Consider the following 12464-nt stretch of genomic DNA (forward strand, 5'->3'; position numbering starts at 1 on the left):
GTAGAAAAACAAAGATACAAATTATAGTGAGAAGCTAAACCTTAAAAAAATCATATTAACAAAAATAGATTTCACAGATTGACTTTATCTGCTGAGTTTCAAGTATAATAAAAGCAATAATAATCCATTATTTTTTAACAAATTTATACTTTTATTAACAATACTTTGGCATAATTTTTATCATAATTCATCGTTTTTGGATGAGCAAAAACATTGATTTAAAATATTTTAATTAATTTTGGCGTCGCTAAAAATTGAAAAACTGAGAAAAAAGTAATGAAGAAATTTTTTATAAAAAAGAAGAATGTTCAGCTATTCATGGGCGCTCTTCTTTTCGTAATCCTTCTGCAAAGTTTTGTTATTGCAAAATTATATTCAGAAAAAGATGACAAAAACTATCAAGTCAATTTAGTAAAAATTAACACCCAAAAAGACAGCTTAGATTTCTTTAAATTAAAAAATGATTTAGCTGCTGTAGACAATACAGTAAGAACAATCAACAATTATTTAAAGGCAAAAAACGCTTCTAATCTAAGTATAGAAGCTCTATCTAGAGACAGCTTATCTAGTTCGGTTTATCTGTCTAATCAGAGTTCTAGATATTCTGAATATCTCGTAGAATTAGAAAAACGTTTACAACAAGTTCCAGTAGGGCATCCTATAAACAATGGCTTTCTATCTTCTAATTTCGGAATGAGAAAAAATCCTATTCCGTCTAAGAAAATCCTACTCGCTTCTGCAAGACCTCTTGCTATTTCATCTGAAAAAATAGAAAAAGACAGCGCTGGAAATGTAATCAACAAAAGCAACGTTAACGTAGCATCAAAAAACGCTGCTCCTGCTGAAAAAGACCAAATGCAATTCCACAAAGGAATAGATTATGGCGTAAGTTATGGTAGCGATGTAATGTGTACCGCTACTGGAAAAGTGATTTTTGCAGGTCAAAAAAGTGGTTACGGAAACTGTGTAATCATCAGTCATGGCAATGGTTTAGCAACACTTTATGCTCACCTTTCTAAAATTAATGTAAAAGCAAACCAAAGTGTAAAAGCGGGAGAAGTAATCGCACAATCTGGCAATTCAGGAAGAAGTACTGGTCCACATTTACATTACGAAGTTCATAAGAACAACACGCCTGTAAACCCTAAATTATTTCTGAATTTATAAAATTGAAATATAAAATTTGAAGAAAGCATCCACTTGATTGGATGCTTTTTTTATTTAACTTGACCCGTCCTAAAATAAGTTTACACCCAATAGACTTATTATGGAAAATCGAGAGAAGACAGTAGAAAAGCGTACACAACAAGATTACACAATGGCTTTTAAATTAGGTATTGTAAGCCGTGTAGAAAAGGGCGAATTCACTTACAAACAGGCACAACAACATTACGGTATCCAAGGTAGAAGCACCGTTTTGGTTTGGCTCAGAAAATATGGTAATTTAGATTGGAGCAAACCCACCATTCATACCATGTTACAATCCAAAGAAACACCCGCCGAAAAGATTAAAAGATTAGAGAAAGAATTAGCTGATGAGAAACTGAAAACCAAAGTTCTCAATATGATGATTGATATCTCCGACAAGCAATACGGCACACAGATCCGAAAAAAGTTTACGCCCAAACAGTCAGACAACTCCAAGAAAAAGGATTGAGTTTATCCAAAATCTGCAGATTGTTTGGGATAAGCAGACAAGCCATTTACCAGCAGCGCCAAAGATTATGTGTTCGGGAAAAAGAATTGGAGAAAGTTAAACAATTCGTTGAGGAGATTCGTTTAGAACAGCCCAGAATAGGAACAAGAAAACTTTATTATTTGCTTAAAAATAAGTTCAAGCTTGAAAAGATAAAAATAGGCAGAGATGCGCTGTTCAATTATTTACGAAGAGAAAACCTGCTTATTTATCCTAAGAAAAGATATACAAGAACAACTTTCTCCAAACACTGGCTCAGAAAACACCCCAACCTTTTGAAAACGACTTGCCTAAAAAGAAAAGAACAGGTATTTGTAAGCGATATCACTTATATAAAAACCAAAACGAATGTCTGTTATTTATCTTTGGTTACGGATGCTTACAGCAGAAAAATAATGGGTTACGAATTAAGTGAAAATATGAATGCTGAAAATGTAGTCAAAGCTCTGAAAATGGCCGTTAAAAACAGAACAACACATCTTCCGCTTATTCATCACTCAGACAGGGGATTGCAATATTGCTCAGAAGTGTATCAGAAAGTACTTGTTGAAAACAAAATAAAACCCTCAATGACAGATGGCTATGATTGTTATCAAAATGCTTTGGCAGAAAGAATAAACGGAATATTGAAGCAGGAATTTTTAATTTATAAATGCAAAAACATTCAGGATTTAAAACAAATGGTTAAAGAAAGTATTTATATTTACAACAACAAAAGACCACATCTTAGTCTGAAGATGAAAACCCCGGAAACAATCCACAAAAAATCCGGAAAATCAATATCTTCCGGATTGGTATTTTAATGTAAAACTTGTAAACCTATTTTAGGATTAGTCAACTTTAGTGAAAATTTTGGGTCATGAAAAAAGACAAAGTTCCTAAAAAAGACAAACAGAAGTCTACAAAAAAGAATTCCAAGGAAAAGAAGGAAATCATTATCAATGAAAATTCTTCGCCAGTTTGCTTTGCAAAAAGTAAAGAAATAAGAGACGAATACCAATAAAAAAAACTGACTCTAATGAGTCAGTTTCAAAATATTTAATGGATTAATAAGCCGCTGTAAATCTTTGTTTCACAAACTGATTATTTTCTAATTCGTCTACCAAAGCTACCGCTACATCTTCTACAGAAAGTACACTTCTTCCCTCTTCATCAAAAACAGGATTTTCTAGCGCCGTTCTGTAAGTTCCTTTTCTTACACCCGCTGTTCCTTGGTGCATTTCTATGGCTGGAGAAAAGAAAGTCCAATCTAGATTCTCATTCTTTTTAATAATTTCTAAATATTGTCTGGCTGCTTCTGCGCCTGGTTTAATCTCCGCTGGAAATTCTGGAGTATCTATTAATTGAAGGTTTTCAGCAATATATAAACTTCCTGCTCCACCAACGGTAATAAATCTTTTTACACCAGATTCTTCTACCGCTTTTTCGATGCTAGTAGCACCTTTCAAGAAATCTTCAAAAATATTAGGATTCGTCCAACCTGGATTAAATGCACTAATCACCGCATCATTTCCCTTTAATATTTCTGATAATTCAGTTGTATTGTAAATATCTGCAGTTACTGCTTTTACATTTTCTGATTCTTCGATTTTAGAAGTATTTCTAGCCAAAGCATTTACAAAATATCCTCTATTTGCTAATTCTTTTACTACTTGAGTGCCTACAAAACCTGTAGCGCCTATTACTGCTATTTTTTTCATTTTTATATAATTTAAATTGTAATAATTTTTGTTACATTTATGCTTAAAAAATTTTATTTGAACTGTTCTATAAAATTTTTCAATGATTTTTCTTTTAAGAAATTCATCACTACCTCATCTGTTTCAGAAAAAAGAAGATCCAAATGCTGATTAATCACCTTCCCCACTTCACATTGAGGATTAGGATGTTGATTTTTTTTACCTAAAACCTCTGAGTTTTTTACGGCATTGTAAATTTCGGCAATTGTAATTTGGTTGAGGTTTTTCCCTAATCTAGTGCCGCCTTCTTTACCCTTTTTGCTTTCTACCAAACCTACTTCTCTCAGTACAGAAATTTCTTTTCTAACGACTACTGGATTTACATTGATGCTCCCAGCTAACCAATCAGAAGTATGCCATTCTTCTGGTTTAGAACCAAGAATAGTCATAATATGAAGCGCTGTGGAAAATCGAGTATTGTTCATTTCTGATGCAAATATATAAAAATTTTTAATTGTAACAAATTTTATTACATTACATTAAAAACTTTAAAAAAAGACCTCAATTACTGAGGTCAAAACTATTTATATGAAAAGTTAAAATCAGTTTTTAGATTTTAAATCTGAAAACTCTTTTTTTGCTTTAAAAACAGGTTGTACTTTTTTAACAATAATATCTTTGTTCAACTGAAATTCTGCACTTTGTTTTATATCCAAAGAAGATGCTCCAATAGAAATTTTATACGTTCCAGCTTCGGCAATCCAAGAAGATTGCAATGTAACGAAAGAAGCCAAATCTTCTGGTTTTAATTCCATTGTAACAATTTCGCTTTCGCCAGGTTTTAACTCTTTTGTTTTGGCAAAAGCCTTAAGTTCTGCATTCGGTTTATCTACCAATTTATGAGGTGCAAAAAGGTATAATTCTACAATTTCTTTTCCTGAAACTTTTTTTTTGGAATAATTATTTTATTAATATTTAACAAATTAATTAAAAGATTGTTTATATTCCAAAGGCGTTAAATTAGTTTTTTTCTTAAATAATTTATTAAATGATTGTGGAAATTCAAAACCTAATTGATATGCAATTTCACTAACAGACAGATTTGAAGTTGATAATAATTCTTTTGCTTTTTCAATTAGTTTTTCGTGTATATGCTGTTGTGCAGTAAGTCCAGTTAAATTTTTTAATAAATCACTTAAATAAATTGGTGATAAATTAAGTTGGTCAGAAATATATTGTACTGTTGGTAATTGTGTTTGTTCTATTTCAAAATAATTGTTCAATATTTCCTCCATTTTAGACAAAGTATCGTTACTTATTTTTTTTCGCGTGAGGAATTGTCGGTTATAATATCTGTCAATATGTACTAATAGCAATTCAATATTTGCAATTAAAACATCTTGACTAAATTTATCTGTATTGTTAGCGCATTCTTGTTCAATTGATTTGAAAAGGTTTAAAACAATTTCTTCTTCTTTATCAGAAAGAAACAATGCTTTATTAGTTGAATAAGAAAAAAAACTGTAGTTATGGATAGTTTTAGCTAAAGGATAACCTTGAAGAAAATCTGGATGAAAAATCAATTTCCGTCCTATTAATTTTATGTTTTCAATTTTTTCAATACTAATAATTTGTTTAGGAGCTGTTGTTACTAATACACCATCGTCAAAATCAAAATCAGTTTGCCCATATTTTAACTTAGATGTCATTCCTCTTTTTATAGAAATACCATACAAATTATTACTATAGTGTTTCCAGAAGTTTGCATTCAATAAAAAATCAGTTTCTTCTAGTCTTGTTACACTTATTAAAGGATGTGATGGCCTTTGTAATCCACACAACTGATGATATTGGGATACTGTTTTTATTTTATTAATATCTTTACTTTCACTCATATTTTTCATATTTTTAAAGCTAATCAGTGATGTGATTGTTGTTATATTTAACAGGTCTTACAAGCCGTGAAAAAGTAAGTGAAGCCATTTTCCATTTTCCTTTGGTTTTTATATAAACTTCTGTCACCATCAAAGGATTTATAACTTCATTCCCGCCAACAACAGCTATTAAATCTATATCATTTAGCAAGATAGCGGTATTTCCAAATATGTTTATAGTTACATTGTAAATTTCTACTTTTTTGTACCAAATATTTTCACTTTCTATGGTTGTTAACTCTTCAGATTTTCCCCAAGTTCCGCCCATATGAATAAACATTGATTTATCATCAAACAATTTCTCCAATAAATCTACATTTTTTTCTGCCATCCACTGCCATTTTTGTTTTGATAGATTAATAATTTTTTCTTGTTTTAAAGAATATTTAACATTCTGTTGTGCAAAAGTGACTATTGTACCTACAAATATTAAAAATAATCCTATTATAAACGCTTTCATTTTGATTAATATTTGGTTTATTATTTGAATTTTATTTTTTCAAAGGTGCTTCCACGCCTGACATAGCTTGTACAAAAGGTGGAAATCTTTCTCCAAAAACTTGAATGGTATTTAATTCTTCATTAAACGCTTTCCATTCTGTTGAAGACAATTTTACATTTTCGCCACCTATATTACCCATCAAATGTGACATTTGTGTAGTGCCTGGAATAGGAACAATCCAAGGTTTTTGAGCCAATAACCAAGCCAAAGAAATTTGTGCAGGTGTTACATTTTTTGCCTCACTCCATTTTTTTACAAGATTTATTAAAGGTATATTCTTAGCAATATTCTCAGTAGTAAAACGAGTAGTCATACTTCTGAAATCGCCTTGTGCAAAATGTGTATTTTCATCAATAGCTCCTGTCAAAAATCCTACACCAAGTGGACTCCAAGGAACAAAACCAATCCCTAATTCTTCACACATTGGAATAATGGATTTTTCTGCACCACGCCATAATAATGAATATTCGTTTTGTATGGCTGTGACAGGATGTTCTTTATGTGCTCTTCTAATGGTGTTTTCGCCTGCTTCCGAAAGTCCATAATGCAAAACTTTTCCTTCTTTTATTAAATCTTTTATTGCTCCAACCACATCTTCAATCGGTACATTTGGGTCAACTCTGTGTTGGTATAACAAATCAATTCTGTCGGTTTTTAGTCGTTTCAACATAGCTTCCACAACGCTTTTTATATGTTCGGGTTGGCTGTTTAGTCCGCCAGTTCGCTTTCCATCTCCACCAATATCAAATCCAAATTTTGTTTCTATTACAATTTTATCTCGAAAAGAAGTAGTGGCTTCACCTAATATTTTTTCACTTTCAAAAGGTCCATAAGCTTCGGCTGTATCGAATAAAGTTACGCCATTATCAAATGCTTTGTGAATGATGTTACGCATCTCTTTTCTACTTGGTATTGTAGTTTGGTAAGTTCTTGGCATATTTTGAACACCCAAACCAATGGCGGAAACCTCTAATTTTCCTAGTTTTCTTTTACCTGATAAAATAGGTTGAACATTATCACTTTTAGATTTTTTATTTTGTGCAAAAGTGTCAAATGGTATCAATGCAGTTCCTACAATTGCCAAACCTGTGGTTTTTAATATATCTCTTCTGTTCATATTTAATTATTTTAATTTTCGTTCGCTTATCCATTTTACCATATTTGGATCTCTATGGTCAAAAAATAAACTGGTTTTATTGTCTAATGTAGTGATGGTTTGCATTTCGGTTTCTGATAATTCAAAAGTGAAGACATCAAAATTTTCTTTCATCCTTTCTTTACGAACTGATTTTGGAATGGCAATAATTCCTCTTTGTGTCAACCAACGCAGAATAATCTGTGCAACCGATTTATTGTATTTTACGGCAATAGTTTTTAGCGTTTCATTGTTGAAAATATCATTTTTCCCTTCTGCAAAAGGCCCCCAAGATTGAATTTGAACATTGTTGTCTGTCAAAAATTGATGCGTTTCAATTTGCTGATGAAAAGGATGCGTTTCAATTTGATTAACAGCAGGTGTAAACCCACTATTAATAATTAAATCAATTACTCTATCTGGATGAAAATTTGCAACACCAATAGCTTTTATTTTTCCTTCGTGATACAACTCTTGCATTGCCTTCCAAGAGCCAAAAACGTCGCCATAAGGTTGATGAATAAGATATAAATCAAGATAATCTAATTGCAATTTATCTATAGATTTTTGAAAAGCTAATTTTGTATTTTCGTAGCCCATATCAGAAGCCCAAAGTTTGGTGGTGATGAAAAGTTCATTTCTTGGAACTTCACTTTTTTTGATAGCATTACCAACTGCGGTTTCATTTTGATAAGAAGCTGCCGTATCAATTAAGCGATAGCCTGTTTTAATAGCGTCAATAACCGCTTGTTCGCATTCACTCTCATTAGGAATTTGAAAAACTCCAAAACCTAATATTGGCATTTCAATTCCGTTGTTTAATGTTACGTTTTGCATTTAATAATTTGTTTTAAAATTGATAATGCAAATGTCTAACAACTTTACTTTTAAAAGGTATCCAAAATTGAGAATATTGTATCCAAAATATACAACTATCTACTTTTGTAATTTAAATAGTCTATAATTTAGGTTTTTAGAAAGTAATTTATTTGAATAATAATGGTAAAAAATCATTAAGGTAAGTTCTCCAATTGTTCCAAGTATGTCCACCTGCAGATTCTACGTATTGGTATTTGAAGTTCATTCCGTCTAATTTTTGTCTAAAATCTGCCACATTTTTGTACAAGAAATCATCTTTACCAATTCCTATCCAATAAAGTTTGAATTGATTATTCGATTGTGCTTTTAACTTTTCGTCTAAATTTTTATAAATCTCAGAAGTAGCATTTTGAGGAGGCATCACTGCTGGAGAAAACAAACCTACATAACCGAAAGTTTTAGGATAATTAGCAGAAATATAAAGCGAATGAAAACCACCCATCGATAAACCTGCAATAGCTCTGCTGTTGACATCCGTTTTTACTCTGTAATTGCTTTCTGTAAAATCTATAATTTCTTTAAAATAAGTTTCCATATCTGCATTGAAAACATCTGGAGTCATCATCACTGGTTTGTAAAAACCTTTGGCACTTTCTCCGGGAGCTGCTGCATTGCTGGTGTGTCCGTTGGTCATTACCACAATCATAGGTTTTGCTTTTCCTTGCGCAATGAGATTATCTAAAATTTGAGAAGCTCTACCAAGTGTCATCCAAGCTTCCTCGTCACCGCCAACTCCGTGTAAAAGATATAAAACGGGCAATTTTTCTTTAGAATTTTCGTAACCAGCTGGTGTATAAATGGTGATTCTTCTGTCGGTTTTCAATCCTTTTGAAGGATACCATCTTTTAGAAACTGTTCCGTGTGGTACATTTTGAACTTTATAATTTTCAGATTTTGGTCCGTCTATATAAACCATATTCATCACATTGGCAATGTCTCTCACCAAATATACATTATTAGGATCATCTACTTTTACACCATCTACAATAAATGAATAAGTGTACAAATCTGGCAGAAGATTATCTTGAGTAATTTCCCAAACTCCGCCTTCTTTTTTTTGTAAATCAACAGTTCCTGGTTCCCAACCTTTTGGCGGAAGCCAATTTCCCATCAATTTTACAGATTTTGCTTCGGGAGCTTTTAACCGAAAAGTGATGCTATTGCCTTTAACTTCTGGAGAAACGAGTTCTTTTTTACCAGAAAAATCTAAACTCTCTTGTGCATTAACTACAGCAAAACTCAGAATTAGAGCCACTGTAATGGTTTTTAATATTTTCATTGGACTAAAGTTTTACATTTTCATTGCTTCAATTAGAAGCATTACGATATTACATTGATTTTCTGAACCTTCAAAGAAAAAATTGAAAAATTTTAATTTGATTTATTTTATGATTTAATATTACATTTGTAAAGAGAAACGAACTATGGATTTTAAAGAAATCATCATCAATAATTCTAAGAAAGCGTATGAAATGTATGTTCCGCATATTTCTGTGGATACAGTAATATTTGGCTTTAACGGAGATCAACTGAAAGTTTTACTTCTGAAAATGAAGTTTAACCAACAATGGTTTTTACCAGGCGGTTATATGAAAAAGGAAGAAAATTTAGAATCTGCAGCTATTAGAATTTTGCGAGAAAGAACTCAATTGGATAAAATTTTTCTTCAAGAATTTGCAGTTTTTAGTGAGTTGAATAGAAGCGAAGAAGCCTTCAAAGATTTTTCAGACGATTTGTGGCACAAAAAAAGATTTATTTCTGTAGGCTATTATGCACTGGTAAATCATAAAGATGTTTCGCCAATTGGTGATGAATTAAGTGAATCTTGTGATTGGATTTTTCTAGACCAATTAGCAACCACCAACATCACCATGGATCATAAAAAAATTATAGAAAAAGCACTCAATACACTCAGAGAACAAATTTCTTATAAACCCATCGGATTGAATTTGTTACCCGAAAAATTCACACTTTCAGAACTTCAAAAATTGTATGAAGCCATTCTTGGAAGAACCTTGAATCGTGGAAATTTTTACAGAAAAATTAAAAATATAGGAATTCTAAAAAAACTAGACGAAAAAAGAAAAGGTGGTGCCCATAAAGCTCCTGATTTGTATATTTTTGATCAAGAAAATTATTTCAAAATACTAGAAAACGGTATTAATAATTGGTAAAAAGACAACTCAATTGATAAAAAAACAAAATCCTCAGAAATTCTGAGGATTTTGTGGCCCAGCTTGGGCTCGAACCAAGGACTTGCTGATTATGAGTCAGCTACTCTAACCAACTGAGTTACAAGGCCAAATATTTATAATAAAATATCTTTATTTCAATTGGGTGTGCAAATGTAAGATTTTTTCGGAAAATTCAAAAAAAAATTAAGGTTTTTCTTGGCACAATTCCACCAAAACTCCATTTGTAGATTTAGGATGCAAGAAAACCACCAACTTATTGTCTGCGCCATCTTTTGGCTCTTCGGAAATAAAAACAAATCCTTCTGCTTTTAATCTTTCTATTTCTGCTCTTATATCTTCTACTCCGAAAGCAATATGGTGAATCCCTTCTCCTTTTTTGTCGATAAATTTAGCAATTGGACTTTCTGGATTGGTGGCTTCCAAAAGTTCTATTTTGCTTTCTCCTAATTGATAAAAAGAAGTAGTAACACCTTCCCTTTCTACCGATTCTTGTTTGTAGTTGCTCTTTCCCAATAATCTTGCAAAAAGATTGTCTGATGTTTCTAAACTTTTAATGGCGATTCCTAAGTGTTCTATTTTCATGATGATGTGGTAATTTTTTACTTAATTTCTATTAAAATCTTAGTTTGCGTGAGGGAGTAGGCGGAACTCTTTTTCTAAATTTTTATTGCAAAGGCATAGGTTTTGATAAAAAATTTAGAAAAAAGTGGGAGCCGAATACCGACCTTTTCTTTTTATGGTCAAGACCTTGCGATTGGCAAAAAGAAAAGGACACGCCCAAAATCTCAAACAAAAATACTAAATTTGCAACATGAATGAAAGTAACAGACAAAGAAAAGTAGCACAGATTATTCAAGAAGATTTTGCTGAACTTTTTAGAAAACTCGCTTCAGAGAGCAAACAAAATTTTCTAATCACCGTTTCTGATGTAAAGGTAACGGCTGATTTAAGCATTGCTAAAATTTATTTGAGCATCTTTCCGCAAGAATTTAGAACGCCAATTATGAAGGAGATAGACGAAAACAAGTCTTTCTACAGAAATTTTATTGGTCAGAAAATGGCAAAACAAGTGCGAATTATTCCTGAACTTAATTTCTATTTAGACACTACATTAGATGATGTAGAACGTATAGAAAAAGAACTAAAAGGTCTGGGAGACAATCCTATTTTATAAAAAATGGCCAAAGGAAATACCGCTTTTTATATCGCGAGAAGATATCTCATTGCTAAAAAAGGAAGCCAGGCTGTAAGTTTTATTACAGGATTGGCTGCTTTTGCTATGATGGTAGCGGTAGCCGCTATGTTTATTATTATTTCGGTTTTCTCTGGATTAGAAGACCTCAACAAAGATTTTATTTCTAACCTTCATGCCGATCTTACGCTGAAAAGCACTCAAGGAAAAGTTATACCTAATATTCAAAAAGTAACTTCTACCCTGAAATCTGAAAACGAAATCAGTCATTTTTCTAAAATGATTGAAGAAAAAGTGTACATAGACTATAACAATACGGGCGAAATAGCTTACATAAGAGGCGTAGACTCGGCTTATGTAAAAGTAAACCCGATAGACAAAAACATTTTCTACGGAAGTTATCCTTCATTTAAATTTATGAATGAAGTGATTATGGAAGCTCAACTGAACAACAGATTGGCAATTCCCGTAGCTAATGATGTAAATGTAGCAACTCTTTTCATGCCAAAACCTGGCAAAGGAATCATTAATAAAGAAGAAGATATTTTCAATAAAAGAGATATTTACATTACTGGAATTTTTCCTGGAAATGACCAGTTGAACAATTATATTATCGCTCCGCTGGAACTGACCTCGGAGTTACTGAACTTGCCTAAAAATTCTGCTTACGAGATTGCCATAAAACTAAAAAATCCTGAAAAAGCAGACGCTGTAAAAGAAAATTTACAAAATAAACTCGGCAATCAAGTTACCATAAAAACGAAAGCAGAAGAAAACGCTGCCTTCTGGAAAATGATTAACACCGAAAAACTGATGATTTACCTCATCTTTGCTTTGGTAATTTTTATTACTACGTTTAACCTTGCTGGTGCTATTATTATTCTTCAACTCGACAAAAAAGATCAAGCTAAATCTCTGATTTCTTTAGGCTTTACAATTAGCGATTTAAGGAAGACTTATTTCAACACCGGTTTACTTATTGTACTGTTTGGAGTGATCTCGGGCTTGATTTTGGGGACGATTATTTGTGTCGTGCAAATACAAACTGGCGTTTTCAAAGCTACTGAAACATTACCTTTCCCTGTAAAAATTTTCTGGCCTAATTATTTCTATGTTGCTTTAATTGGACTTTTCTTTGGAATTTCTGTTTCTTGGATTTTTTCTAAAATTAATAAAGAGAACATAATTGAAAATAATTAATTATCTTATTGATAATTATGTTAACTTTGTGTCCCTTTTTATTACTTTAATA

Annotated in this window: 15 protein-coding genes and 1 tRNA gene; 6 read left to right on the plus strand and 10 right to left on the minus strand. The window is 31.8% G+C overall.

What is annotated here, in order from left to right:
* The first annotated feature begins 276 nt into the window (after window positions 1–276).
* From KKQ76_RS07645 to KKQ76_RS07655, 3 genes are all read left to right on the plus strand, one after another.
* Window positions 277–1167 carry a M23 family metallopeptidase gene (locus tag KKQ76_RS07645; RefSeq protein WP_213196636.1) on the plus strand — a complete coding sequence of 297 codons (891 nt, stop codon included), beginning with the start codon at window positions 277–279 and terminating at the stop codon, window positions 1165–1167.
* Between the two features lie 100 nt (window positions 1168–1267).
* Window positions 1268–2499, plus strand: a protein-coding gene (locus KKQ76_RS07650) for an IS3 family transposase (protein ID WP_246501297.1) whose coding sequence is annotated in 2 segments (ribosomal slippage) — window positions 1268–1616 and window positions 1616–2499 — 1233 coding nt in all. Because the reading frame shifts where the segments join, the coding sequence is not laid out codon by codon here.
* 56 nt (window positions 2500–2555) lie between these two features.
* A complete protein-coding gene (locus KKQ76_RS07655) occupies window positions 2556–2699 on the plus strand; it encodes a hypothetical protein (protein ID WP_158005944.1) in 144 nt (47 codons plus the stop codon).
* A 43-nt stretch (window positions 2700–2742) separates the two neighbouring features.
* On the opposite strand, the gene KKQ76_RS07660 is transcribed toward KKQ76_RS07655, so the two are convergent.
* From KKQ76_RS07660 to KKQ76_RS07695, 8 genes are all read right to left on the minus strand, one after another.
* Window positions 2743–3396 (minus strand): NAD(P)-dependent oxidoreductase, encoded by a 654-nt coding sequence (locus KKQ76_RS07660; protein WP_213196637.1) that lies wholly within the window; start codon window positions 3394–3396, stop codon window positions 2743–2745.
* A gap of 53 nt (window positions 3397–3449) precedes the next feature.
* Window positions 3450–3860 (minus strand): Rrf2 family transcriptional regulator, encoded by a 411-nt coding sequence (locus KKQ76_RS07665; protein ID WP_213196638.1) that lies wholly within the window; start codon window positions 3858–3860, stop codon window positions 3450–3452.
* Between the two features lie 117 nt (window positions 3861–3977).
* The gene (locus KKQ76_RS07670) at window positions 3978–4304 is read right to left on the minus strand and encodes a fibronectin type III-like domain-contianing protein (protein WP_213197491.1); all 327 of its coding nucleotides are present in this window, start codon (window positions 4302–4304) and stop codon (window positions 3978–3980) included.
* A 54-nt stretch (window positions 4305–4358) separates the two neighbouring features.
* Window positions 4359–5270, minus strand: coding sequence for a helix-turn-helix domain-containing protein (locus tag KKQ76_RS07675; protein WP_213196639.1), 912 nt, complete (start codon window positions 5268–5270; stop codon window positions 4359–4361).
* 19 nt (window positions 5271–5289) lie between these two features.
* On the minus strand, window positions 5290–5769 hold the full coding sequence (locus KKQ76_RS07680) for a nuclear transport factor 2 family protein (RefSeq protein WP_213196640.1): 480 nt from the start codon (window positions 5767–5769) through the stop codon (window positions 5290–5292).
* A gap of 31 nt (window positions 5770–5800) precedes the next feature.
* On the minus strand, window positions 5801–6928 hold the full coding sequence (locus KKQ76_RS07685) for an aldo/keto reductase (protein WP_213196641.1): 1128 nt from the start codon (window positions 6926–6928) through the stop codon (window positions 5801–5803).
* Window positions 6929–6934: 6 nt separating this feature from the next.
* A complete protein-coding gene (locus KKQ76_RS07690) occupies window positions 6935–7783 on the minus strand; it encodes an aldo/keto reductase (protein WP_213196642.1) in 849 nt (282 codons plus the stop codon).
* Between the two features lie 148 nt (window positions 7784–7931).
* Window positions 7932–9104, minus strand: coding sequence for an esterase (locus tag KKQ76_RS07695; RefSeq protein WP_213196643.1), 1173 nt, complete (start codon window positions 9102–9104; stop codon window positions 7932–7934).
* A 145-nt stretch (window positions 9105–9249) separates the two neighbouring features.
* Between KKQ76_RS07695 and KKQ76_RS07700 the strand changes: the two genes are divergently transcribed.
* The gene (locus tag KKQ76_RS07700) at window positions 9250–9999 is read left to right on the plus strand and encodes an NUDIX hydrolase (protein WP_213196644.1); all 750 of its coding nucleotides are present in this window, start codon (window positions 9250–9252) and stop codon (window positions 9997–9999) included.
* A gap of 54 nt (window positions 10000–10053) precedes the next feature.
* Here KKQ76_RS07700 and KKQ76_RS07705 read toward each other — a convergent pair.
* Window positions 10054–10127: transfer RNA gene (locus tag KKQ76_RS07705), tRNA-Ile, on the minus strand.
* A gap of 76 nt (window positions 10128–10203) precedes the next feature.
* Complete coding sequence (mce, locus tag KKQ76_RS07710; RefSeq protein ID WP_213196645.1) at window positions 10204–10602, minus strand: methylmalonyl-CoA epimerase; 399 nt, start codon at window positions 10600–10602, stop codon at window positions 10204–10206.
* A 229-nt stretch (window positions 10603–10831) separates the two neighbouring features.
* Between mce and rbfA the strand changes: the two genes are divergently transcribed.
* Together rbfA and KKQ76_RS07720 are read left to right on the plus strand one after the other, a co-directional pair.
* Window positions 10832–11194, plus strand: a complete 363-nt coding sequence (rbfA, locus tag KKQ76_RS07715; protein ID WP_069797170.1) for a 30S ribosome-binding factor RbfA — start codon at window positions 10832–10834, stop codon at window positions 11192–11194.
* Window positions 11195–11197: 3 nt separating this feature from the next.
* Complete coding sequence (locus KKQ76_RS07720; protein ID WP_213196646.1) at window positions 11198–12412, plus strand: ABC transporter permease; 1215 nt, start codon at window positions 11198–11200, stop codon at window positions 12410–12412.
* Window positions 12413–12464 lie beyond the last annotated feature (52 nt).

The organism is Cloacibacterium caeni (assembly GCF_907163105.1).
GTDB classification, from domain to species: Bacteria; Bacteroidota; Bacteroidia; order Flavobacteriales; family Weeksellaceae; genus Cloacibacterium; species Cloacibacterium caeni_A.

Bases quoted from the DNA above. Each gene is read 5' to 3' on its own strand.
- KKQ76_RS07645 (WP_213196636.1), top strand. From the start codon at position 277: ATGAAGAAATTTTTTATAAAAAAGAAGAATGTTCAGCTATTCATGGGC.
- KKQ76_RS07655 (WP_158005944.1), top strand. From the start codon at position 2,556: ATGAAAAAAGACAAAGTTCCTAAAAAAGACAAACAGAAGTCTACAAAA.
- KKQ76_RS07660 (WP_213196637.1), bottom strand. From the start codon at position 3,396: ATGAAAAAAATAGCAGTAATAGGCGCTACAGGTTTTGTAGGCACTCAA.
- KKQ76_RS07665 (WP_213196638.1), bottom strand. From the start codon at position 3,860: ATGAACAATACTCGATTTTCCACAGCGCTTCATATTATGACTATTCTT.
- KKQ76_RS07675 (WP_213196639.1), bottom strand. From the start codon at position 5,270: ATGAGTGAAAGTAAAGATATTAATAAAATAAAAACAGTATCCCAATAT.
- KKQ76_RS07680 (WP_213196640.1), bottom strand. From the start codon at position 5,769: ATGAAAGCGTTTATAATAGGATTATTTTTAATATTTGTAGGTACAATA.
- KKQ76_RS07685 (WP_213196641.1), bottom strand. From the start codon at position 6,928: ATGAACAGAAGAGATATATTAAAAACCACAGGTTTGGCAATTGTAGGA.
- KKQ76_RS07690 (WP_213196642.1), bottom strand. From the start codon at position 7,783: ATGCAAAACGTAACATTAAACAACGGAATTGAAATGCCAATATTAGGT.
- KKQ76_RS07695 (WP_213196643.1), bottom strand. From the start codon at position 9,104: ATGAAAATATTAAAAACCATTACAGTGGCTCTAATTCTGAGTTTTGCT.
- KKQ76_RS07700 (WP_213196644.1), top strand. From the start codon at position 9,250: ATGGATTTTAAAGAAATCATCATCAATAATTCTAAGAAAGCGTATGAA.
- mce (WP_213196645.1), bottom strand. From the start codon at position 10,602: ATGAAAATAGAACACTTAGGAATCGCCATTAAAAGTTTAGAAACATCA.
- rbfA (WP_069797170.1), top strand. From the start codon at position 10,832: ATGAATGAAAGTAACAGACAAAGAAAAGTAGCACAGATTATTCAAGAA.
- KKQ76_RS07720 (WP_213196646.1), top strand. From the start codon at position 11,198: ATGGCCAAAGGAAATACCGCTTTTTATATCGCGAGAAGATATCTCATT.